Raw genomic sequence first — 20536 nt, 5'->3', positions numbered from 1 at the left:
TTTGGCGCGTGTCCCGAGACAAGATCGAGGTGCGCCGGGTTTATGGCGGGAAATGGGCAATTTCCCTAGCCTGACTTCTAGCGCAGGGGTTGTTCAGAAAGTGTTGCCAAAACGTCACAATCGCACGAGGCGAAAGCGCTGCGGCTTATCTGCAACGCAGCATGGATGCCAGGTCACAAACAGCACCGGCCCAAACAAGAAAGGCCGGGCAATGCCCCGCCTTTTTTCTTTTCACTTCAGATGGTTACCACTTTACCTTCAAGGAAGTGGAGACCGCCGAAACAAGATCATTGCCAAAGTCAGCGGTGTAGTCGGTACCGTAGGTAACACCGTCACTGCCGACGACCGAATGGATCGACCCGCTGGTAAGCACGCCCAGCGCGCCACCGAGACGAATTTCGATGTTCTGGGTCGGCGTGTAGGCCACGCCCCCGCTCACCGTCCAGGTGTCGGTCTGCGCGCTCAGGCCGGTGGTCGTACCACGATCCCAGGTGAGAACCGCGGCCCCACTCCACTGATCGTTGAATTTGTGGCCGATGCCACCGGAAACCGTCCAACCGTCGCGATAGAGCAAATCAAGCGAGGTGGCGCGCACCGGGCTGGTCGTCGTGCAGGCAATAAGCCCCTGGGTCGAGGTCGGGCAGAACGGAATGCTCTGCAGATCGCTCCAATTCACCCACTTGATGGATCCAAAAGCCAACCAGCCGGGAGCGATGCCTGACTGAAGTTTGAGTTCAACAGAGTCCGGAACCTGCGAAGAACCATAGACGTCAGTGACGTTGCCCAGAAGCGGATTTGCGGGATTGATAAGCCCAGGCACCTGGGTCAAATCAAGCGTTCCACTCAAATTGTCGAGCTTGACCGACGAATTGTAGACCAGGCTGGCGCGCAAGGCGATGTCCGGGATCTCATAGGCGACACCAGCACGCCATCCCCATCCATCTCCTTCGAGATCAAGGCGGCCAATGCCTGTGCCGAGAAAGGCGGGAATGGGAGCAACCAACTGTTCCTTGAAACCCGAAACATCCTCATGGAACACGCCGCCGATGAAGCGAAACTGACCTTTGCTGAGGTCCATTTTGTAAGAACAGGTCGCGCTAAAGGCTTTGCTTTCTACCTTCGTCTCGACATTGCCTTGTGCACCCGCCCAGTTCGCACCAGGATTGCTGAAGGCACCGATCGGCTGGGAGTAGTCGCCCAGGCAATCGACCGGTCCCATGCCGATCTTGATGCCGCCGTAGGGCACCCAATAGCTTTCGGTGTCGCGCGCCGTGCTCGATTTGCCCAGCGCATTGAGATTGCCGTCAGATGGATCCGTATCCGTTGCATTCTTCAGGTCCCGCTGCGGCATCACATAGGTGCCGGAAAGCTCCCCTGTGACCTGCGCCGGATCGAACAGCAAGTCGATGTCGTAGCCGCCGCGCTCCAGGCCGCCAGCATGCGCCGAGTTCAACGCCGTCCCGATCAAAGCCAGCGAAAAGCACCCCGCCCCCAGCAGTGCTTTATGTCGCAAAATAGTCATGAATGTCCTCCCCGAATTCGAGTGCGGCAAGCTAGAACCAATTCGGGTTAACGGTGCAATAACGAATTCCTGGGGCGTACATGTACATGTTCGCCAAGCGCATTTTCGACACAAAACAAGCCACTGCCGTTAGGCCAAAAAGCCGCCTCCGGAGTGTGTGCCGCCCTCAAAACGCGAGAAAAATCCGCCCAAAAGGCTCAAAAATATATGTTTTTGGGGATTCAGGGCCCCATTGTTACATTATGGCAACAATGGGGCCAAAACTTTCCGTTTACGTCAACATTAACGCAGCGGAATGCCTATTTTCGAGGCAAGAAGGTCTGATTTCGAAGCCGCCGAGGCGCCACGAATCTGCCCTCAACCAGCGTCGCGAACCCTCGTCAACGCCACCGAAAGCTTGTCCTGCGCGTCGCGGTACTCAGTGAGCTTTTCGCGCTCGGCATCGACGATCTCGGCCGGCGCACTGGCGACGAATCGTTCGTTCGACAGCTTCTTGTGCAGGCGCGCGATTTCCTCGGTCACCTTGGCCAGTTCCTTCTGCAGCCGTGCCGCTTCGGCGGCGAGATCGATCAGGCTGCCAAGCGGCAGGCAGATCGTCGCCTCGTTGAGCACGATCTGCGCCGAGCCTTTTGGGGCGACATCGGCCAGCGAGATGTCGCCGACCCGCGCCAGCCGCTTGATCGCCGAGTCCTCGCGAACGAGCCGTTCGCGGGTCACCTCGTTGGCGCCGACCACGACCAGCGGCGCGATCGCCGCCGGCGGCACGTTCATCTCCGATCGCACCGAGCGGATGCCCGAGACGAGATCGACCAGCCAGTTGATGTCGGCGGCAGCGTCGGCGTCCTCGAAGTCCGGCGACGGCCACGCCGCATGGCACAGCAGCGAGGCGCGTTCCTTGCCTTCGCCAGCGGTCTGCGCCCACAGTTCCTCGGTCATGAACGGCATCATCGGATGCAAGAGCTTGTAGATCTCGTCGAGCACGAAGGCGACGCAGGCGCGGCTTTCGGCCTTGGCCGCCTCGTCCGTGCCCATGAACACCGGCTTCAGGAGTTCCAGGTACCAATCGCAGAACAGGTTCCAGACGAACCGGTAGGCCGACCCGGCCGCCTCGTTGAAGCGGTATGAGGTGATGCCGTCGGTGATCTCGCGCGCCGCCCGTGTCAGTTCGGTGAGGATCCAGCGGTTGACCGCAAGTTTGGCATCGTTGAGCCAGAAATCGTCGTTGCGCGCGACTTCGTTCATCTCGGCAAAGCGCGTCGCGTTCCACAGCTTGGTGCCGAAATTGCGATAGCCGGCGATGCGCGCCGGATCGAGCTTCACGTCACGGCCTTGCGCCGCCATCACCGTCAGGGTGAAACGCAACGCGTCGGCGCCGTATTCGTCGATGAGGTCGAGCGGATCGATGACGTTGCCTTTCGACTTCGACATCTTCTGCCCGTTCTTGTCGCGCACCAGCGCATGGACATAGACGGTGTGGAACGGCTCCTCGTCCATGAAATGCAGGCCCATCATCATCATGCGGGCGACCCAGAAGAAAATGATATCGAAGCCGGTGACCAGCACGTCGGTCTGGTAGTAGGTCTTCAGCTCGGGCGTCTCGTCCGGCCAGCCCAACGTCGAGAACGGCCACAGCGCCGACGAAAACCAGGTGTCGAGCACATCCTCGTCGCGGATCAGTATCTCGCCCGGCTTGAAGTTCTCGAGCTTGTCTTCGACCCAGGCCTTCCACGGACCTTCCAGCGCCAGATAATATTCGATCGCCGCACCCAGCGCCTCTTCTTCGGTCTTCTCGACGAAGACGCGCCCGTCCGGCCCATACCAGGCCGGAATCTGGTGACCCCACCACAGCTGGCGCGAGATGCACCAGGGCTGGATGTTTTCCATCCAGTCGAAATAGGTCTTCTCCCAGTTCTTCGGCACGAAATTGGTACGCCCCTCGCGCACCGAGGCGATCGCTGGCTTGGCCAGTTCCGCCGCGTTGGCATACCATTGCTCGGTCAGGAACGGCTCGATCGGCACCCCGCCGCGGTCTCCATGCGGCACCGCATGGCGATGCGGTTCGACCTTTTCCAGGAAGCCGCCTTCTTCCATCAGCTCGACGACCTTCTTGCGCGCGACGAAGCGGTCGAGGCCGTTGAGTTCATCCCAGACTGCCTGCCGCTCCGGCGTCACCTCGAGTCCGGCGAGGAAATCCTCATTGTCCTTGAGGCTTATCGCCGCCGCGACGGTGAGGATGTTGATCGCCGGCAGCTTGTGGCGCTTGCCGACCTCGAAATCGTTGAAGTCGTGCGCCGGCGTGATCTTGACCGCGCCCGAACCCTTCTCCGGGTCGGAGTACTCATCCGCCACCACTGGGATCTTGCGGCCGACGATCGGCAGGATGATGTTCTTGCCGACCAGATGCCGGAAACGCTCGTCGTCGGGGTGCACGGCGACGGCCGTATCGCCCAGCATTGTCTCGGGGCGCGTCGTCGCCACGGTGATGAAGGTCTTTGGATTTTCCGGATCGAAGACCTCGCCCTCGATGGGATAGCGGAAGTGCCACAGATTGCCGTTGACCTCGTGCTGCTCGACCTCGAGATCGGAGATCGCGGTGAGCAGCTTGGGATCCCAGTTCACAAGGCGCTTGTCCTTGTAGATCAGCCCTTCCTTGTAGAGCGTGACGAACACTTCGAGCACCGCCTTGGACAGGCCCTCGTCCATGGTGAAGCGTTCGCGTGACCAGTCGGCCGAGGCGCCGAGCCGCTTCAGCTGGTTGAAGATCGCCCCACCCGATTCGTCCTTCCACTCCCAGACTTTTTCGATGAACTGCTCGCGCGTCAGGTCGCGGCGGTGGATCTGCTTTTCCATCAGCCGGCGCTCGACCACCATCTGCGTGGCGATGCCGGCATGGTCCATGCCCGGCTGCCACAGCACGTTCTTGCCACGCATGCGCTCGAAGCGCACCAATATGTCCTGCAGCGTGTTGTTGAGCGCGTGGCCCATATGCAGCGAGCCGGTCACGTTCGGCGGCGGGATGACGATGGTGAAGGCTTCCGCCCCCTCCTCGGCCCCGGCGCCGGCGCGGAACGCGTCGGCGTCTTCCCAGACTTTGGCGATCTTCGGCTCGACGGTTTTTGCGTCGTAGGTCTTTTCAAGCATGGGAAAATGGTCCGCGCTGTCGGGAGTTTTGCTGGTCCGGTGTAAATCGGAAGGTTTTGGCCAAGTCAACCGCAGGGGCGGCCTTGGATCACTACAGGCAAATAGGCGTGGCCGTGTTCATTTCAACGGAAGGCCGTGTCCACACTCGGCACAAAACTTCGCCATTTGCGTGCGGTAAGGCTTTCCGCAGGCCGGGCAGTCAGGGCCGTAGTCGGAACGGCGCACATGCAGGAGCCAAAATGTATGGGCGAGTGCAACTCCAGTGCATTCGCGATAGCGATCGGCAGCCGGATGCTTCATTTCTCTCTGGAGACCATTCTTGGAAACGAACTGCTTAACCTGCAAGTAAAGGGTTGTCGGGTCGTCGACGATCTTCAGATATTCCTCGTCCGTGAGCATTGGAACCTCTGCCCGCAATCGATAACTGTAAGTCAGCCTTCTATCCATCGCGCAAGAATAACAGCTGCATATGGCTTTGAAAGGGTGGATCCTTGACGACTGATCTCAGCCATCCTACGCTGCCAACGCTGCTGTAGGGCGCATCGGCTTCCGGCCGGAGGGGCATTGCCCGCCTACGCCACCTCAACCCCGCAGTGCGCCCATGCCGACCCTCGAACACCACAAGAAACAGGCCAAGCTCTATCTCAAATGGCATCGCGAGCGGTACTATCCCGTCGCTGCTGTGATTGGATGGCTCTTGCCGCGTTTTCGCGATCTCAGCGACAGCCAGATCCTCGATCACGGCTTCAAGCTTGCCGATGCCCAGGAACTCGTCGCCAGGAAGTCAGGTTTCGAGAGCTGGCAGGCGCTGAAGGAAGGCCTTCAAACCGTGACCGATCGTGCAGCACCAGACGCAGCAAAACCGCATCTCGCCTTTGCCGAGCCACAGCTCTTTGTCTGCGACATCGCAGCGGCCTGTGATTTCTACCGGCAAAAGCTCGGCTTCGAGACGCGCTACACCTATGGCGAGCCACCCTTCTACGCCCAGATCATGCGTGATGGCGCAAGGCTCAACCTGCGCCATGTCGACAAGCCGCCATTGGCCGCCAATTCGGCCGATGACCTGCTGGCGGCGACGATCATACTCGACAACATCAAGGCGCTGTTCCTGGAGTTTCAGGCAGCCGAGGCTCCGTTCCACCAGACATTGCGAACCGAACCGTGGGGCGCCCGCACGTTCATCGTCAGGGATCCCGACGACAACCTCATTTGCTTCGCGACCAGCGCGGGCTGACCTCGTCGACAAAAACGCCGCCTCACGGGCGGCGTTTCGAGGGTGATGGCACTTGAGACTACTGCGCCCCGCGCGCCACGCGCTCGATCTCCTCGCGCACCAGCCGCTCGACCAGTGTCGGCAGATTGTTGTCGAGCCAATCCTGCAGCATCGGCCGCAGCATCTCTTCGGCCATCTCGTCGAATGTCTTCTTGCTACGGCTGGCAAACGCATCGGAAAGCTCGCCAAAGGCGGCGGCAACCTGCCGGCCCGTGTGCTCGGATACGATGGCCGGACGCGGCGCATCGCTGGCCACCGCCGGTCGCACCACGCTTGCGCCCGGATGAGACGGCTCGGTGGCTGCTTCGGCAGTCGGCTCGTCCCTCGGAGCCTCCACCGGCGGCTGGACAACCGGCTTAAGGGCCTCGCCTGTGTCCGGCACCGCTTTGGCCTGTTCACCGACAGCGGCGATCTCGCGCCGCCAATCGGCAACGGGGGCCTCGGCGACAGGACGCACTGCCGGCGAGTCGGCAATAGGACGCGCTTCCGGCGCGTCGGCCATGACCGGCGGGATCGGCTCGGCGGCGACCCGGGCGCTGACTTCCGCAAGTGTCATCGATGGCTTTGCCGGGACGGGCTCGGGGCGCACCGGCGTTTCCATCCGCGCAATCACCGGCTCGGCCGCCGGCAATTGTGCCTGGACTTCCGCCAGCGTCACCGGCTTCTTGATCTCTGGGGCCTGCAGGTCGGCTCGGAATGCCTCGACGTCGGCAACTGCACCGGCGCTCGCCGCCGGCTCCAGGTCCTGGCGCAGCTCATCGGTGTCGCCCGGCTGCTTGCGGCCGCCGTCGCTGTCCTCGATGATCCTCCTGATGGAAGCCAGTATCTCTTCCATGGAAGGTTCGCGCTGTGCGCTGCTTGCCGTCGCCATCGTCACATCCGCCGCCCTTGTGACCCGTTGCAGATTTCCGCTCCGGCAAAGCCGGATCGAATCATGACGACAGCGTAACCGACGGATCGCCGCACGAGAATCCCCAATCTGGGGACTTGTGGGATTTCAACAGATTAGACCAGATGCCGAACCAACGGGGAGTGCAGCCAAAGAGCTGGCTCAGGCAGGAGGGACCAAAAAGTCCGAGCCGAACCTCTCAGCGGCCGTCCGGCGTACGCAGGCCGAACCATTTGTCCTTGACCGCGTTGTAGTGCTCTTCAGGTCTGTACTTCGTCACCTGCAAGCCAAGGCGGTCGACGGACAGGCGGCCGGTCGCCTGCAGGATGGCATAGCTCGCCACCACCACATCATGTTCAAAGCCAGCCTGGTTGATCTCGGCGGTGATGACTGACGCCTGCGCGTTGAGGACATCGAGCGTGGTGCGCTGGCCGACATTACGCTCTTCGATGACGCCGCTCAGCGCCAGCTTCGCGGCCTCGATCACTTGCTTGTTGGCCGCGAGCTGTTGCTGCGCGGCAGTGTACTCGGTCCAGGCGGCGGTGACGGCCTGGCGCACCTGGTCCCGGCTGACGTCGACCTCGATGCGGGCCTGGCTGAGCGATTCCTTGTCCTGGCGCACAATCGCCGATTTGCGGCCACCGGAATAGATCGGGATGCTCAGTGTGGCCCCGATATTGGCCGAATTGGTGGTGCCGTCCTGCGACGCGAAGGCGCCCGGTACAGTGTTGCGATAATCGCTCGAAACACCCGCGCTTGCAGTCAGTTGCGGCAGCAGCGCGCCTTCGGCCGACTTCACCGAAAACGCGGCCGCGTCGACCAGATGCTGGGTGGCAAGGATGGCCGGGTGCTCGTTCGCGGCCACCTCGACGGCAACTGCGAGGCTCGACGGCAACAGTTTTGCCACCGGGGAAGCGGCTTTGAGCTTGCCCGGTTCGTCGCCGACGATCTGGCGATAGCTTGCGGCACTGGACAACGCTTGCGCACGGGCGGCGCTCAACGATGCCACGGCGGCGGCCCGCGAAGCGTCGGCCTGCGCGACGTCGGTACGCGTGCCTTCACCAACCTCAAAACGCGAACGCGCCGCGCGCGCCGTCTCGGTCAGGAATTGCAGGTTCTGCTCGGTCAACACGGCGATCTGGCGGTCGCGAATCACGTTCATATACGCCTGCGCCGCGCTGAACAGGGTGTTCTCTTCGGTGTTGCGCAGGGTTTCGACAGAAGCGCGGACCTGCGCTTCGGCGGCGGCGACATTGTTCCTGGTCTGAAAACCGTCGAACAGCGTCTGATTGATCTGGACGCCAAAATTGCCGGTGGTCAGCCGCACGCTTGAGTTCGTGCCGTTGAGATGGCTGCTGGAATAGTCGATGTCCGCCGACCCGTTGATGGTCGGGCGCCATCCCGACTTGGCGATGGCGACGCTCTCGTCGGTGACGCGGACGCCGGCCCGGGCCGAATTCAGCGAAGAATTGTACTGATAGGACTTTGCCAGCGCGCCGAGGATGGATTCCGCCGAGGCCGAGAATGGAGAAAGCGCGGTCGCGGAAACGAGGACGGCGGCGAAAAGACTCTTGCGTATAGGCAGGACCATGTATCCCTCATTCGTTGTCCATGGGAACCACGCCACGCCGGCTTCTCCTTCTTGAGCAGCCGGCGCCGCGTGTTCAATGTTCCCTGCTGCTCAGCCCCAAAGTGCCCCCAGTTTTGCGGATCAGCAACGATTTCAAACACAAGCGACCATGACAACGCCTATCCTGCAAGGCAAAATCATTCAGAATTCGAAGGCGCGAATACGTTCGAATCCCGGTAGTGGCTTAATTGCCGCATTAAATGCGCGTCTTCCGGTTACAACCCCCCCCGCTTTAAAAAAAAGCCGGGCCACGCCGGAATTGCCCTGGCCTTCGACGGCAACGAGTCGGCCGCCTTCTGCAAGTTGGTCGAGCAGCGGTGCCGGCACGTCTGCGACGCTGCCGCCGATGAAGATGACGTTATAGGGAGCCTTGGCCGCATGTCCTTGCGGCAACGCCCCCTGGACAACGGTCACATTGCCGCAGCCGAGCGATGAAAGCGTCGATCTGGCGGTCTCAGCCAGCGCCGAATCGCTTTCGAGCGCCACAACGGACTTCGCCAGCCGAGACAGGACGGCCGAGGCATAGCCGGTGCCGCAGCCGACATCGAGCGCCGAATCGGCCGGGCTGATCTCGGCCAGCTGCATGAGCTTGGCCAGCGGCGAGGCTTCCATGAGATAACGCGCGCCGTCCGCGCCGGCGGCAATGCGGATGTCCTCGTCGATATAGGCGAGTTCGCGCTGTTCGGCGCCGACAAAGATTTCTCTTGGCACGACAAGCATCGCTTCGAGCAATGGTGCGCTGGTCACATCTGTGGTGCGGACCTGGCCGTCGACCATCTTGACGCGAAGCTCGGAGAAATCAGCGCTCATGTTCCAACCAATCCGCTTGCCGCGCCAGAACCGCGGTTCATTACGATCGGAACTTCAGGCCCCAGCGCTGGTGCGCGGGGGCCCGGGTATTGGAGGCCTCGCCCGGAATCGAACCGGGGTGCAAGGATTTGCAGTCCTCTGCGTAACCACTCCGCCACGAGGCCTCATTGCTCCCGGCGTTCCACCCGGTTCCAATAGGTTGCGGCGAAAATGCCGTCAAGCGGCCACCCGTGCATTCCGAGCGGTTTCCTCTCGCCGGTTTGGGCAGCATCCCGTCAAATCCCGAGCCCGGGCCTGACGACGATACGTTAGCTGCTTGTTAAGCATGGCTCGACGCCGGAAGAAACTCATTCAGCAGCCGATACGTTGAACATGGCGGGAGACATGCCATGCGTCGGACAACGGCAGCAAAAGGCAAGGCAGACGACATGAATGCGGCGTCCGGCCTGTCGCTACCGCAGTGCGAAGAGCTCTTGCGCTACGCCATTGACCGCCTGTGCATCGGGAGCGCGAGCAGCCTGTTACCGCATGACCGGGCAAAGCTCGCCTCGGCGGCTGCGATTCTCAAGCAGATCCGCGAAGCGCTGGAAGAGCACGCCGGCCGCTGAGACCGGGCGCTGTCGGCATCAATCCGGTCGGCGGCGCCGTTCCCACCAGACAACGAAGCGGCGCCGATGGCGGCGGACCATGGCGAATTCATAGGACAGCACCAGCAATCCAAGCGGCACCATCCAGAAGCCGAGGATCGGCAGGAAACCGAGAATGCCGCCGATGGTCAGCACGATGCCGATGGTGATTCTGAGCCCGCGCGAGCGCGGCATTTTGAACTCACGCCCAAAAAGCGAAATTTTCCGCGCCGGCATGTGGTTGTCTTGTGCTGTCATCGTCTCGAAAGATTAACCCTTTTGACCGTTCAGGAGCACCGTTGAATCTAAGCCGCAACCGCGCTTTCGGTTCCATATCCCCAGCAAGACGGCTAATATGAGGGCATCCGCGAACGATTGCGAGAAACGCCTGAGCGAAAAAGCCTCGGAAAAATGCGAAATGCTTCTTTGCAAAGCGGAAAAGGGTTTGCTATAGGCTGCGCCACTCACATGAGAGCCTCTGTTCCCCGGTAGCTCAGTGGTAGAGCAACCGGCTGTTAACCGGTTGGTCGCTGGTTCGAATCCGGCCCGGGGAGCCAACTTTTCCAAGGTCTTCAGAGTTTTCAGGATTGGCCAAAAAATGGCTGATCTACAGCATATCTACACAACTCGACTTCGCTAGGCGTTTACAACGGCCGCGATACCAATCTTCCATCGGGTTTCAAAAAGCCGGAATGAAAAGCCCGCCACCGTGAGGCAGCGGCAGCGGCACTGAAAGTCAGACCGCTCTGCCGTTCCGCCGCGCATCGATTCCCGCATAATCAGGAACACAGGTGAAAAACACCGGCCGGCGATCTCGCCCTGCCGTCTGGCACCGCTCGCACCGGAACACCTTCACCAGATCCCAATGCATGGCGCCGTGGTCGAGCCCCAGGCGGGCGCCCAATGCGGCAAGGTCGATTTGGTGGGAGTGCTGGCACATGGGATGCCCGCAGTTCACGTAAAGCCGCTCGCCGCTGCTGATGGCTTCTGCGATCGTCTTTTCGGGCATGGCGCGGCCTCCAGATTGGAACGGGTGCCGCAAGGCGGAATATGGGTGCTGTTGGGCAAGAAAAAGGCCCGCCACCCAGGGAGCAGGCAGCGGGCGCTAATTCGGGAGGAGTGCGGGCGCGTCCCCTTTGCCCGTGAACAAAGGTACGCCTCGCTTAGTTGGATAATAAGCTCGCGCCGGTTGCATCTCTGGATATTCAAGCTGCGTGACTTTTCCGCCACAAGATAAAAGAAGGCCGCCAGTTAATGCTTATCGCCGTTTGGATTTGGCGCCGGTGCCTCTCGCACATCGCGTGGTGGCGGATCGATATGCTTGGGCTCTGGCGACGCTTCCTGATCGGGACGACGGACAGGTCGCTTCTTCGGGTCGGGCTTCGCCGCTGGCTCTTGGACCTTGATTGGCATATCCAGATAACTCGTCGCCAGTCTTGTTGTTCCCCGACGTCTAAATCAAAAGCCCGCCACCATCGGCAGCGGGCCATCGTTTCGCTTGAATGATCAATAGTGGTCTGGCTGCTCCCGCTCGTCATCGCCTTCCCGAATGTCGCCGCCCTCTTCCTCGCCATCCTCGATCAGCCAGATATTCGGGTCCGTTTCCAGCCGGCGCACTTGGTTGATTGCTTCTGTCCAAGCCAGAGAGGGCTCGTCGGCCTCGCGGTCGTGCGGGACGTCCAGCACATCGCCGCCATGCTCGTTTTCAGCCTCGCACTCGTCCCATGCCGGCGCCGTGGCACGATCGCCCGCCCAATGGGCTTGGCTGCTGTTTCCATAGAGTTGTACCGTCAACTCACCGCTGCGGCCCCATGGGCTCTCTCGTGACGTAGGATGGCGTTCTACGGCGCCGTGCATAGGCTCGTTGTCGCCGGTGTCCTCGTCGTCGCTGTTGTCGAGCTCAAGATCGCAAGTGTCGCCGGTCGGTAGGTTGGGCGCGGAGCCAGACAGGAATGACTGCCCGCCGCGATGTCCCCAGCCTAGAGACGGTTCATCGTCAGCCGTGTCCTCCAGGTCGCAATCGCTTTCCATGACGTCCAGCGCGGTGATCAGTGCCATCGACTGGTCGAGCAGTTCGTTGATGCGCTTCTGGATCTCCTGCCGCCATGTGCGCGGGTCCATGCCCGCCGGCATGGCGAAGGGTTGCAGTGTGCTGATCGCGTTCATTGGCCCATCTCCCGCTCTTCACGGTCGATGATACGGGCGCCAGCGTCATGCAGGGCGTTGGAGAGGCGTAAGAGCCGCAAGGCGAGGTGAAGTCGCCCCAGGCGCGTGCGCAAGGCCGCTGCGGCAAGCAGCAGCCCTATGGCTAAGATGTACATGGTCATGTGGTTTCTCTGGATTGACGGCTTGTCACGGCCGGTTTGCCAGCGGACAGCACTGGCGCCGGGAGGGTGACAACATGGCCAGAGACCATGCGCGACGGCTTTTCCCTTGCGGGTCTTGTATAGCCGCCGCTCTCCCGGCATAGTGGTGCCGGTCGCGCCGACGGCTGTCAGCACGGTCGATTTCGTAGGCTGAAAGATCCTTGCAGGGACCGCCCTGCCTACGCTCTGGTTGCCAATGGCCCGGCAAAGGCCATTCGCGGGAGTTGTCACGCTCCGCCTGGCACGATGTTCTCATTCGCCGAAATCGTCAAGCACTCCCTCCGGGGAGCCGGCTTGCTTTCTGTCGGTGAAAGCGCCACCGTTGTTTGCAGCGCTTTAGGGGAACGAGATGGACACAACAGTCGAGGTCTGGGGGAAGAAGGTAGAGGTCAGTGTTTACCAGAAATCCAAGACCGTTTGGGAGGCTGTAGGTGACTACATGGGCGAGTCCATAAGAACCACAGACCGCACCAGATCCACTGCCTTGAAGCGGTGGAAAGAAGCCGCCCGATACAAAGGCGGCTGATCGATCACAGCGAACGTCCGCGCGACCATGAACAAACAGGGGATTCACAGATTCGAGTTTTCGATCTATGCTTTGAGGATGGAAGCGATCTTCGACGACCTTTCCAGCGCCCTCAGAGAGCCCCGTGCAGACGTTTGGGGCGAGGTCCGCGTCGTCGCCGTCGATCTCGCCGGCAAGATCTTCACCGGCTTCGCGATCGGCATAGGCTTCGCCATCGTCCACGCTGTCGCCGGCTAGATCGTGTCAGAGGGTGACGGACATGAGTTCATCGACACGTTCTGTTCGGCTCTCCGCACCGGCAAACGGCTGAAAGTCATCGACAAGCGAGGCAAGATTTACCGCTTGGAGGATTTTCGCATCCTTGAGGTTCATGCTGTGGGGCTCACCTATAATGGTAGCGCTCCGGCGGCACGTGTTTTTGAGGTTGCGAACTTCGCAATCGATCCGTCCGAATCCCGCTGGGAGCTTCTGCGCCTAAGCAATGTGCTCGAGTGCAAGGTGACCGATGAAAAGTCTCACGCCCCACGGCAAGGTTACAGGCTCGATGATCCTGACATGAGGCAAATCCTCTGCCGGATCTGAACAGATCACGGTCCGAAGCTGATCTCGCCGCCGCAAGCAGGCCTATGAGGCTCTGCATCCGGAGACGAAGGCCGATGCGCCAAAGGGCAATCAATATGCTTCTCGCCAAGTTGGCGACAAGCAGCCGGCCGATCGCTTCACCGCCGACACTGCTGCGAAGACTGGCGCCGGCCACTATTTGCATTCCTGCTAATATAGGAACATCATCACGGTCGCCGGGAGGAGACTCTCCGGCATGGCTCGGCTGCCGTTGTGTCCTCCAAGAGCCCCCTGCAGTCGGGCCGCCTCTTCGATATTTCCTTGCGCAAGGAAAATCTGTCCTTCACTCACCACGCTAGAACGTCGAGCGCCTGCCGACCGCCGGGATGGTGAGTTTAGATCGCCAGTTGAGCCGTACGCCGTCGCTGCATGGGCTTTTCAATGAAGGCGTAAGAGAGCGCGGCGATCGGAACTGAAAGCGCCACAGTCGCCGCCAACACCACGCGCCAGTCGCCGCTGTAGAGCATGGCGGCACGGGCGATCGGCAGATGCCAGAGATAGAGCGAATAGGAGATCAGCCCCACCCAGGCGAGAGGCCGCCATGAGAACACCTTGTTGATGATGGTCCCTTCGCTTCCGACAAGGCTCACGACCAGACCCGCTGCTGCCAGATCGATGGTCGGCTGCATGTAAGCCATCGTCACAGCGTCCTGCCAAAGCACGACAGACAGGAACAGCAGTAGGGCGGTCGAGGCCCAGCCGACAATCTCGGCCTTCCGTCCCCGGAGTGAAAACCCGCCGGCTGCAATGGCGCTGCCGAGGATCAGGCCGCTCAATCTCATGTCGAAGCGAAACGCCGTTTGCGCGAAGTCATGAAAGTAGATGCCATTGCCCAGCCGCCACAGCGTCACCGCCGCGAACATCAAAAGCAGCGCCCTCGTTCGAATGCGAGGACCAAGCCAGAAGACCACGATCGGCCAGATCAGGTAGAACTGCATTTCGACCGACAGCGACCATGTGTGGCCAACGATCGGCACTTCTTTCCCGAACATGTCAGTCAGGTAGAACGCCGCCAGAAACAGCACCAGAAGGGTCGGCACATCCGGCCAGAGCATCGGCACGATCACGGCGGCTGCCGCCAGCATGATCAGCAGCGGCGGCCAAAGGCGCTTCGCCCGCCGTTTCAGGAAGCGCAAAACATTGATCGTGCCGTCGCGGTCGCGTTCCTTGAACAGGATCGATGAAATCAGATAGCCGCTCAATACGAAGAAGAGATCGACGCCGATGAACCCACCACGAGCGAAAGGCGCATGGGCGTGATGCGCGATCACAACCATGATCGCGAGCGCCCGAACCCCATCGAGGGCGTTGTTTCTTTCCCCAGTCCCCATCAACAGAACTCGTAGCAGCGAATTCTTGCCTTGCAAAGTAGATCATGGTGGTGGCGGGCTGGATTTATAAGGATGGGCTGCGTCAAGATTTGCCTGAAGCGCCCATCGAGCAGTTGCGGCCAGATAGCCTTCGACCTTTTGCTGGTTGGCGGTGGAAAGCTTGCCGTCGATCAAGAGAATTTCGGCGGCCCACCCCTCCATGTATTTGAATATCGGGGTTCCTGCGGGGTCTCTGACAGACCGGCCAAATTTGGGAGATGAATCGAACCCTACGGTATTGGTCCCCGTCGAGAAGAACGGCGCGGCAACGCCTGCTGTGTAGACACCACCATCGATGAAGATGCCATAATCAGATGCCACGCTATGGATGCTGATGATCCGCCACGAGGCCAGGGAGGGCGTCGGGTTGCCTGCTGACTTTCTGACGGTCGTTCCAAACTCGGAATAGATGTTGCCATCGGTGTAGGTCATGTGGCCGGAGGAACTTGTGCCGGTTGAAGACCCAAAGCGGTGAATGCCAGAGTATTGGTCGGCGTTTGCCCCGCCGGAACCAGCCGGATCGGCGTTCTTTTTTACCACCAGGTACATCGAGCCGGACGATTTTCCGTTAAAGACGTTCGGCACATCGAAATACTGGTTGGCGACCGGGGCGTTGAACCGAACGACATTCTTGCCGTTGAGATTGGCCGCCGCCAGCGTCGGGCGAGACCCACTCGTCACCTGGGTCATATCGTTGCCGTTGCCGGACGCATCCGTAAAGCCTGATTGAGGATCAGTATCAGACCCGGTTATCTCGTCGGCTTTGTACCATCCGAGCAAAGCGGCACCGAGTGACAAGGGGGACCATATCGCCGCTGGCTGCGGCACATGTGTTGCGGCTGGGTTGCCGCCGTAGAACCCTTGTCTTAGGTGCCAGCTCATGTGTGGGTTCCTGTCCAGTGGTTTGAAATCGCGTCTATGTCGCTATCGTTGAAGCCCATGCCCCACTCGGAGTTGGTGAGGCATTCGCGGATGATGTGGGCCGGGTTCATGTCCAGTGCTGCGCTGGGTGGAAGAGACCATGCCACGAGCGGAGCCGTCTCCAGACCCTTGATGAGTATGTAGTCGTTGTCGGGGTCCACGGCACTGGAGTTGTAGGCGGTGTTGTTGTGGTTGAAGTATGGAATGTCGCTGGCGTCAACTATCGAGACGCGCGTCAGGTCGGACGGTCGGTATTTCACGATAACGTTGCCGACGTAGTCCCCGCCCGCGCCATCAGCACGAAACGCTATCAGGTCGTCCCCTGCGGACAGTCGAATGCTGCCGATGCCCTGCGCGCCAAGGTTCCAGTCGTTTTCCTCTGCCCCATGCTTGTAGATCAGGCGAGTCGACAGGTCGGAGTTGTAAAGATGGATGCCACTGTCCTCATCGATTATCAGGACGGATCCCGTGTCCTCCATTGGGGTTACCAAGACGATGTCCCCAAACATGTCAGCCGTCAGATCGACCACGGTAGCCACTCCGGGCCCTGCACCGTCCCACGGAATCATGGTGATCTTCCTCCGAGTTCCGGACGTCACCAGGAAGCCATTGTTGGCTATGTAGATCGTGGTCGGAGACACGCTCCACGTCACCGACCCGGTTATGAAGCCGAGACCCGTGGGGGACGAGCCGATGTAGAGCGGGGAGGCTCCGGAGCCGGACGCCATATAGATGGTGGCTCCCTCGAAGAAAAAGACATTCGTTACGGAGCCTGGCGTGGTTCGGCAGGTGATCGCACCGTTGCCGAGGGATCCCATAGAGACGGACCCGAGAAGCGCGCCATTGGTGATGTCGTACACGTCGACGTGCGTGCCGTTCTGGTAGCTCACGTACACATGCCCGAGGTCATCGATGGTTACTCCCTGGCCACCAACGTCCTCAGTCACCCACAGTGGAGCGGAGAAGTTCGGGTACTTCCAGCAGGTGAGATTCGTTCCGGCTGTTACGACGTAACCGTTCTTGATGTCCTGAGCGGTTCCGGTGCCCTCCGGAGCTAGAACCTCCTGATTGACGGCTGGCACGAAAACCGAGCTTTCGCCGATGCCCGCCTTTTCGGGATACCATTGTTCAGAACCGTCGCTTCTCAGGAAGATGCGCTGGATGCGAAACGCCCACGGCTTGATGTAGTTCGAGGTGCCGAGATAGACTTGCCTGAGAACAATGGTGACGACACCGCGAAAGGCGGGAACGTCGGCGCCAAGCTGGTCGATCAGGTAGTCGTTCTGCAATTGGGTCGGCGCACCCATCTCGATATCGACAGCGCCCTCGATGCCGCCTTCGCTCTGGTCGCCGCCGAACAGGTCGGACTTGTTGATGGTGATCCGGCCACCGGCTGAAGCACCCTCCCAAGCCAGCTTGTCGCTGACATAGATGTTATAGATGGCGTCGGCTGGGCCGTGGCAGAGGCCCATTTGCACGCCGAGGGAGTATTTGTAACCCAGTATCTGGCGCGGGCCGAAGAAACCGTAGCGACGGGCGCCCTTGATGGCGTCGCGCTTCAGATCGCCATACCATGTGACGTTGGGATCGGCGACGTCGTTTGTCCCGAAGCAGACCGGGATTTCACGGCCTTCCTCTGCGGTTGGTGCCTTGAAGTCCTCCAGCGATTTCGGTTTTGCGTTCTGCGGCTTCGGCGTCAGCAGGATTTGCAGCGCGTAGGATGCGATGGCAATGATGATATTCCAGAACATGGCTCAGGCAGCCTTCATCTGGGGATTGATGAGCTCGCCAATTTGATCGTCAGCCCACTCGCCAACGATGCGCCTGCGCGTGCCGGCCGCAGTGATTTTGACCTCTTCGATGAAGCCCCCAACGACGTGTTTGCCGTTGAGCGGCGATGGCTTGGCGCGCGTTGCGAAGAAGTACGGAACCGCGTGCGCTGTAGCCGAGAACTGCGGCGCGCACCCCAGCCTGTGCGCCTGATAAAAGTGGCGCGTGGCATCGGGAATTGGAGGCTCTTCCTGGGGCGAGATGACGCTTAAACCGGTGGTCTCGATCAGCACCGGGGTCTTGGCTTCAGCACCAGGCCACGCGCCACCGCTGATTTTGTACACTTCGGCCTTGCTGCGCGCCCTCGACCAGCCGACCAGCCGCATTGAGAAAAACCCGAAAGCCAAGGTCTTTGCGATCTCGATCACCTCGGCCTCGAGCCCATCGACCACGTCGTCAAAGCTCGCGAATTGGCGAAGCTGTGCGGAAAGTCGGGAATTGAGTTTTTGTGGACCGGAAACTGCCAAAACGGCCGATTTGTCCGCTGCAGCGTCCAGAATCTTGGTCTTGATCTCGCGCAGACGGCCGGAATGAAAGCCGACGAACGCGCCATCGCCAAGGGCATAGGCTGCATCGGGTGCCGCATAGGTAAATATCGCCGTCAACGGCCGCGCTCCAGCTCTTGCCGAAGCGCCCACGCCTCGGGCCAGCACGCCGTCCACGCGGTGCCGTCGTTCCTCGCCCATACCGGCGGCTCCGGCCAGTCCACGAAAAGCGGATTGGGAAACCAGGGAGGCAAGTTGAGGGCGACGTGCAATGCACGGTCATCATCGGCACGAAACGCGGCAAGGACGGCCGGAGTGATCTTGAACTGCCTGGCCTTCGACGAGCGGCGCTTCACTGGCATCGAGCGACCTCCCCGTCAAAGAGCAGCCCAAGGCGGGCGAGATATTCGGCCTCTGTCTCGAAGCGTGGCGGATCGTCGGGATCGAACGGTTCGCCTCGCGAAAAGTCGCCAGGCTTGTACCCGTTGGCGATCAGCCGGCCGTGAATGTCGCGCGCTTGTCCGTTGAAATAATCGAACGTCCACCGATCCAGGAAACCGGCAGACGGGAGGCCAAAGGCGAATTGCCTCACATGGGCCAGACAATCGTGCTTCGCCGTTCCAGTGCCGCCGAGCCGCAATCGCGGTTCCGGCGCGTCGTGGCGCCACCAGGCCCAAGGACGCGTTCCCGGCTGGTGCTGGACCCATTCCGCGAGGAAGGGCTCCCGCCACGCCTCCCACCATGCCGGAAGATCGTCGTGGAAAAAGCTATCCTTGCCCGAGGCAAACCACTCGCGGATTTGCTCCGGCAGTTCCCCTTTGCGGCGCTTTTGATGTCGACGTTTCACAGGCATGGGTGTCAGCCTCGGTTGCTTCGAATTGCCGGCGGCCGGCGGCCTTCTGTCGGCGCCTCGACGTCGAGATCCAACTCGCGGATCAACCTGGCGAAGCCGATTTTCGCGTCTCGTTCGATCGCGATTTCAGGCCGCGCCTTCGGATTGCCGTTGCTGTCGACGAAGGTCAGGCCATGTTTGCCGATCGCGGCGCGCGCCGCCTGCATGCGATCCCAGCTTTCGGCCGCCGCCTGCAAAAGACGCAAATGATGCTGCTCCAAATCGAAGTCAGCCACGACACTTTCCCACCAGGCGCGGGTTGCCGCCTCCAGATGCTTTGGAGCCGGAGCCTTTCGGATCGGCTTTGGTGTCGGTGTCGGTGGCGTTGCCGGTGGGACAACGGACAATGCCGCTGCAGATATAGGCCCTCTATTGCCCATCAATTAGCCTCCTCGCGCGCATGGGATGAACCGGGGAGACGAAACTGCAAATGAAGGCCCGGAGCGGTTGGGGCACCCAATGCCTGCAGGGATTTGCCCGCCCCCCTGGGGTCATGGCTCGCTCCGCGTCCCGTACCACCATCATGCGTCCTCGACGGTCACGACCTTGATCGTTTTGCCTTCGACTTCAAGTTCACGCACATGGAAGGCCTGGCCAGCCGGCGCGGCGAAGGCGCTGCCGATGCGTAGGCCGAATTGCTTCTGTTCTAGAGCCATGATCCGACGCAGCATCCCGGTCATTGCGTCCCAGGCTGCAGCGAGATTAGCCGCGCGGGGCTTCATGGCTGCCTCCTGAGCGTGGCTGCGCATGCAGCGAGGTAGCCAGGGCTGAACAGATAGTTAGGCATCCCGACAACAACCGCCTGCGTCTTCCAGGCATTGCGGACACGCTCCGGCCAGTCGCGTGAGCACGGTCTCGTGCAGCCGTCGAATTCGTGGATAAGGCCGACACTGAGAGCACGAACCAGGTGGATGTTCTCGTCGGCTTCCATCAGCGTGCGAACGGTAGCTCGGGTGGCGCCGGTGCGTTCGCAGATGAGGTCGAGGATTGCCTCATCTGCCGCATGCAGACGATCGGCTGCCGACTGGTGCACACCTCGTGTCCAGCGACGATTGCGAACCGGTGAAACGGCGGCTTCATGTGTGAGGATGAGTACACCGGCAGCGGCTTCTCTGTGATCGCACGCGAGGAAAGCCACTAGGGCGGCTGACTGGCAGCGGCCGGCGGCGCGAGCGGATTTGCGGGACGCCGGATGCTCACAGATCGCGTTGTAAATGCGTAGCGCGCTATGCAGGTTGCCGCCATTGCTGTTGACCCTCATGCGCAGCGTGCTGGCGTGCGGCGCAGCGTCGAGTTGCGTCTTCACCCTGGCGACCATGCGCTCGTCGATCTCGCCCTCAATGGCGATCGAGATGTATTGCGGCCCCGCCTGACCATCAGCGCGAGCCTGGACCGCCATATCTCGCCGAGCCTCTGCCATGCGCAGGCGCGGGCCTGGAAAGAACGTGGTTGGAGGTGCCGCTTGTCGAGATGGCGGGGGCCGACCTGCGGAACCGCCAGCGACGAGGATTTCATCCTTGCGCATCACCCCTCCGATTCGGATCCGTCGCGTTTAGAAAGCTCCAGAAGCGAGCTTCTGCGAGCATGACTTCGTCGTTGGCGGATTGCCGCGCACTCGTCACGGGCGATGACGA

At 60.9% G+C, this 20536-nt stretch carries 24 protein-coding genes and 2 tRNA genes; 6 read left to right on the top strand and 20 right to left on the bottom strand.

The features are described 5' to 3' along the window. Window positions 1-244: 244 nt before the first annotated feature. The 3 genes from CGZ66_RS21675 to CGZ66_RS21665 form a co-directional block, all read right to left on the bottom strand. Window positions 245-1522: an OmpP1/FadL family transporter gene (locus tag CGZ66_RS21675; protein WP_095087683.1), complete on the bottom strand. Its 1278-nt coding sequence runs from the start codon at window positions 1520-1522 to the stop codon at window positions 245-247. Between the two features lie 357 nt (window positions 1523-1879). Continuing rightward, window positions 1880-4663 carry a valine--tRNA ligase gene (locus CGZ66_RS21670; RefSeq protein WP_095087677.1) on the bottom strand — a complete coding sequence of 928 codons (2784 nt, stop codon included), beginning with the start codon at window positions 4661-4663 and terminating at the stop codon, window positions 1880-1882. A gap of 117 nt (window positions 4664-4780) precedes the next feature. Next, window positions 4781-5062 (bottom strand): hypothetical protein, encoded by a 282-nt coding sequence (locus CGZ66_RS21665; protein ID WP_095087669.1) that lies wholly within the window; start codon window positions 5060-5062, stop codon window positions 4781-4783. 202 nt (window positions 5063-5264) lie between these two features. Here CGZ66_RS21665 and CGZ66_RS21660 point away from each other — a divergent pair, with 202 nt between their 5' ends. After that, entirely contained in the window at window positions 5265-5897 is a 633-nt protein-coding gene (locus CGZ66_RS21660) for a bleomycin resistance protein (protein ID WP_095087662.1), read from the top strand. A 58-nt stretch (window positions 5898-5955) separates the two neighbouring features. Here CGZ66_RS21660 and CGZ66_RS21655 read toward each other — a convergent pair whose 3' ends face one another. The 4 genes from CGZ66_RS21655 to CGZ66_RS21640 all read right to left on the bottom strand — a co-directional run bounded on the left by CGZ66_RS21655 (window position 5956) and on the right by CGZ66_RS21640 (window position 9429). Further along, window positions 5956-6807: a PopZ family protein gene (locus tag CGZ66_RS21655; protein WP_095087659.1), complete on the bottom strand. Its 852-nt coding sequence runs from the start codon at window positions 6805-6807 to the stop codon at window positions 5956-5958. Window positions 6808-7024: 217 nt separating this feature from the next. Continuing rightward, window positions 7025-8416 carry a TolC family outer membrane protein gene (locus tag CGZ66_RS21650; RefSeq protein WP_206073736.1) on the bottom strand — a complete coding sequence of 464 codons (1392 nt, stop codon included), beginning with the start codon at window positions 8414-8416 and terminating at the stop codon, window positions 7025-7027. Window positions 8417-8596: 180 nt separating this feature from the next. Then, window positions 8597-9265, bottom strand: a complete 669-nt coding sequence (locus CGZ66_RS21645) for a protein-L-isoaspartate O-methyltransferase family protein (protein ID WP_095087656.1) — start codon at window positions 9263-9265, stop codon at window positions 8597-8599. 90 nt (window positions 9266-9355) lie between these two features. Further along, window positions 9356-9429, bottom strand: a tRNA-Cys gene (locus CGZ66_RS21640). A gap of 225 nt (window positions 9430-9654) precedes the next feature. On the opposite strand from CGZ66_RS21640, the gene CGZ66_RS21635 reads away from it, so the two are divergent. Further along, window positions 9655-9873: a hypothetical protein gene (locus CGZ66_RS21635; RefSeq protein ID WP_095087653.1), complete on the top strand. Its 219-nt coding sequence runs from the start codon at window positions 9655-9657 to the stop codon at window positions 9871-9873. Window positions 9874-9891: 18 nt separating this feature from the next. On the opposite strand, the gene CGZ66_RS21630 is transcribed toward CGZ66_RS21635, so the two are convergent. Beyond that, window positions 9892-10149, bottom strand: coding sequence for a PGPGW domain-containing protein (locus CGZ66_RS21630; protein WP_095087651.1), 258 nt, complete (start codon window positions 10147-10149; stop codon window positions 9892-9894). 224 nt (window positions 10150-10373) lie between these two features. Between CGZ66_RS21630 and CGZ66_RS21625 the strand changes: the two genes are divergently transcribed. Then, window positions 10374-10448 (top strand) — tRNA-Asn (locus CGZ66_RS21625). Window positions 10449-10627: 179 nt separating this feature from the next. Here the strand turns inward: CGZ66_RS21625 and CGZ66_RS21620 are convergent. The 3 genes from CGZ66_RS21620 to CGZ66_RS39970 form a co-directional block, all read right to left on the bottom strand. Next, window positions 10628-10900 carry a hypothetical protein gene (locus tag CGZ66_RS21620; protein WP_095087647.1) on the bottom strand — a complete coding sequence of 91 codons (273 nt, stop codon included), beginning with the start codon at window positions 10898-10900 and terminating at the stop codon, window positions 10628-10630. A gap of 497 nt (window positions 10901-11397) precedes the next feature. Continuing rightward, complete coding sequence (locus tag CGZ66_RS21615; RefSeq protein ID WP_095087644.1) at window positions 11398-12057, bottom strand: hypothetical protein; 660 nt, start codon at window positions 12055-12057, stop codon at window positions 11398-11400. Next, window positions 12054-12218 carry a hypothetical protein gene (locus tag CGZ66_RS39970; protein ID WP_167392202.1) on the bottom strand — a complete coding sequence of 55 codons (165 nt, stop codon included), beginning with the start codon at window positions 12216-12218 and terminating at the stop codon, window positions 12054-12056. Before CGZ66_RS39970 ends, CGZ66_RS21615 begins: the two co-directional genes overlap by 4 nt. A gap of 388 nt (window positions 12219-12606) precedes the next feature. Between CGZ66_RS39970 and CGZ66_RS39965 the strand changes: the two genes are divergently transcribed. From CGZ66_RS39965 to CGZ66_RS21605, 3 genes are all read left to right on the top strand, one after another. Continuing rightward, window positions 12607-12783: a hypothetical protein gene (locus tag CGZ66_RS39965; RefSeq protein WP_167392201.1), complete on the top strand. Its 177-nt coding sequence runs from the start codon at window positions 12607-12609 to the stop codon at window positions 12781-12783. A 78-nt stretch (window positions 12784-12861) separates the two neighbouring features. Next, window positions 12862-13020, top strand: a complete 159-nt coding sequence (locus tag CGZ66_RS39960) for a hypothetical protein (protein ID WP_167392200.1) — start codon at window positions 12862-12864, stop codon at window positions 13018-13020. A gap of 3 nt (window positions 13021-13023) precedes the next feature. Continuing rightward, window positions 13024-13365, top strand: coding sequence for a hypothetical protein (locus CGZ66_RS21605; protein WP_095087640.1), 342 nt, complete (start codon window positions 13024-13026; stop codon window positions 13363-13365). A 374-nt stretch (window positions 13366-13739) separates the two neighbouring features. Here the strand turns inward: CGZ66_RS21605 and CGZ66_RS21600 are convergent, their stop codons facing one another. The 9 genes from CGZ66_RS21600 to CGZ66_RS21565 form a co-directional block, all read right to left on the bottom strand. After that, entirely contained in the window at window positions 13740-14735 is a 996-nt protein-coding gene (locus tag CGZ66_RS21600) for an acyltransferase family protein (RefSeq protein WP_095087638.1), read from the bottom strand. A 42-nt stretch (window positions 14736-14777) separates the two neighbouring features. After that, a complete protein-coding gene (locus tag CGZ66_RS21595) occupies window positions 14778-15656 on the bottom strand; it encodes a hypothetical protein (RefSeq protein ID WP_143748802.1) in 879 nt (292 codons plus the stop codon). Next, on the bottom strand, window positions 15653-17446 hold the full coding sequence (locus tag CGZ66_RS40840; protein WP_245331163.1) for a hypothetical protein: 1794 nt from the start codon (window positions 17444-17446) through the stop codon (window positions 15653-15655). The genes CGZ66_RS21595 and CGZ66_RS40840 overlap by 4 nt, the downstream gene beginning before the upstream one ends. A 3-nt stretch (window positions 17447-17449) precedes the next feature. Beyond that, the gene (locus CGZ66_RS21585) at window positions 17450-18130 is read right to left on the bottom strand and encodes a hypothetical protein (protein ID WP_095087635.1); all 681 of its coding nucleotides are present in this window, start codon (window positions 18128-18130) and stop codon (window positions 17450-17452) included. Then, window positions 18127-18372 carry a hypothetical protein gene (locus tag CGZ66_RS21580; RefSeq protein WP_095087633.1) on the bottom strand — a complete coding sequence of 82 codons (246 nt, stop codon included), beginning with the start codon at window positions 18370-18372 and terminating at the stop codon, window positions 18127-18129. Before CGZ66_RS21580 ends, CGZ66_RS21585 begins: the two co-directional genes overlap by 4 nt. Continuing rightward, a complete protein-coding gene (locus tag CGZ66_RS21575) occupies window positions 18363-18863 on the bottom strand; it encodes a hypothetical protein (RefSeq protein ID WP_095087632.1) in 501 nt (166 codons plus the stop codon). The genes CGZ66_RS21580 and CGZ66_RS21575 overlap by 10 nt, the downstream gene beginning before the upstream one ends. Window positions 18864-18868: 5 nt before the next feature. After that, window positions 18869-19138: a P27 family phage terminase small subunit gene (locus tag CGZ66_RS21570; RefSeq protein ID WP_245331162.1), complete on the bottom strand. Its 270-nt coding sequence runs from the start codon at window positions 19136-19138 to the stop codon at window positions 18869-18871. Between the two features lie 285 nt (window positions 19139-19423). After that, entirely contained in the window at window positions 19424-19624 is a 201-nt protein-coding gene (locus CGZ66_RS39250; RefSeq protein WP_143748800.1) for a hypothetical protein, read from the bottom strand. Then, window positions 19621-20427 carry an ATP-dependent Clp protease proteolytic subunit gene (locus tag CGZ66_RS21565; RefSeq protein WP_095087630.1) on the bottom strand — a complete coding sequence of 269 codons (807 nt, stop codon included), beginning with the start codon at window positions 20425-20427 and terminating at the stop codon, window positions 19621-19623. The genes CGZ66_RS39250 and CGZ66_RS21565 overlap by 4 nt, the downstream gene beginning before the upstream one ends. Window positions 20428-20536 lie beyond the last annotated feature (109 nt).

It is taken from the genome of Mesorhizobium sophorae (genome assembly GCF_002270415.1).
GTDB classification, from domain to species: domain Bacteria; phylum Pseudomonadota; class Alphaproteobacteria; order Rhizobiales; family Rhizobiaceae; genus Mesorhizobium; species Mesorhizobium sophorae.
This window is presented reverse-complemented; position numbering and strand designations above follow the sequence as displayed.

Excerpts from the sequence above, each read along its gene's own strand:
- CGZ66_RS21675 (WP_095087683.1), bottom strand. The coding sequence starts at position 1,522 with ATGACTATTTTGCGACATAAAGCACTGCTGGGGGCGGGGTGCTTTTCG.
- CGZ66_RS21670 (WP_095087677.1), bottom strand. The coding sequence starts at position 4,663 with ATGCTTGAAAAGACCTACGACGCAAAAACCGTCGAGCCGAAGATCGCC.
- CGZ66_RS21665 (WP_095087669.1), bottom strand. The coding sequence starts at position 5,062 with ATGCTCACGGACGAGGAATATCTGAAGATCGTCGACGACCCGACAACC.
- CGZ66_RS21660 (WP_095087662.1), top strand. The coding sequence starts at position 5,265 with ATGCCGACCCTCGAACACCACAAGAAACAGGCCAAGCTCTATCTCAAA.
- CGZ66_RS21655 (WP_095087659.1), bottom strand. The coding sequence starts at position 6,807 with ATGGCGACGGCAAGCAGCGCACAGCGCGAACCTTCCATGGAAGAGATA.
- CGZ66_RS21650 (WP_206073736.1), bottom strand. The coding sequence starts at position 8,416 with ATGGTCCTGCCTATACGCAAGAGTCTTTTCGCCGCCGTCCTCGTTTCC.
- CGZ66_RS21645 (WP_095087656.1), bottom strand. The coding sequence starts at position 9,265 with ATGAGCGCTGATTTCTCCGAGCTTCGCGTCAAGATGGTCGACGGCCAG.
- CGZ66_RS21635 (WP_095087653.1), top strand. The coding sequence starts at position 9,655 with ATGCGTCGGACAACGGCAGCAAAAGGCAAGGCAGACGACATGAATGCG.
- CGZ66_RS21630 (WP_095087651.1), bottom strand. The coding sequence starts at position 10,149 with ATGACAGCACAAGACAACCACATGCCGGCGCGGAAAATTTCGCTTTTT.
- CGZ66_RS21620 (WP_095087647.1), bottom strand. The coding sequence starts at position 10,900 with ATGCCCGAAAAGACGATCGCAGAAGCCATCAGCAGCGGCGAGCGGCTT.
- CGZ66_RS21615 (WP_095087644.1), bottom strand. The coding sequence starts at position 12,057 with ATGAACGCGATCAGCACACTGCAACCCTTCGCCATGCCGGCGGGCATG.
- CGZ66_RS39970 (WP_167392202.1), bottom strand. The coding sequence starts at position 12,218 with ATGACCATGTACATCTTAGCCATAGGGCTGCTGCTTGCCGCAGCGGCC.
- CGZ66_RS39965 (WP_167392201.1), top strand. The coding sequence starts at position 12,607 with ATGGACACAACAGTCGAGGTCTGGGGGAAGAAGGTAGAGGTCAGTGTT.
- CGZ66_RS39960 (WP_167392200.1), top strand. The coding sequence starts at position 12,862 with ATGGAAGCGATCTTCGACGACCTTTCCAGCGCCCTCAGAGAGCCCCGT.
- CGZ66_RS21600 (WP_095087638.1), bottom strand. The coding sequence starts at position 14,735 with ATGGGGACTGGGGAAAGAAACAACGCCCTCGATGGGGTTCGGGCGCTC.
- CGZ66_RS21595 (WP_143748802.1), bottom strand. The coding sequence starts at position 15,656 with ATGAGCTGGCACCTAAGACAAGGGTTCTACGGCGGCAACCCAGCCGCA.
- CGZ66_RS40840 (WP_245331163.1), bottom strand. The coding sequence starts at position 17,446 with ATGTTCTGGAATATCATCATTGCCATCGCATCCTACGCGCTGCAAATC.
- CGZ66_RS21580 (WP_095087633.1), bottom strand. The coding sequence starts at position 18,372 with ATGCCAGTGAAGCGCCGCTCGTCGAAGGCCAGGCAGTTCAAGATCACT.
- CGZ66_RS21575 (WP_095087632.1), bottom strand. The coding sequence starts at position 18,863 with ATGCCTGTGAAACGTCGACATCAAAAGCGCCGCAAAGGGGAACTGCCG.
- CGZ66_RS39250 (WP_143748800.1), bottom strand. The coding sequence starts at position 19,624 with ATGAAGCCCCGCGCGGCTAATCTCGCTGCAGCCTGGGACGCAATGACC.
- CGZ66_RS21565 (WP_095087630.1), bottom strand. The coding sequence starts at position 20,427 with ATGCGCAAGGATGAAATCCTCGTCGCTGGCGGTTCCGCAGGTCGGCCC.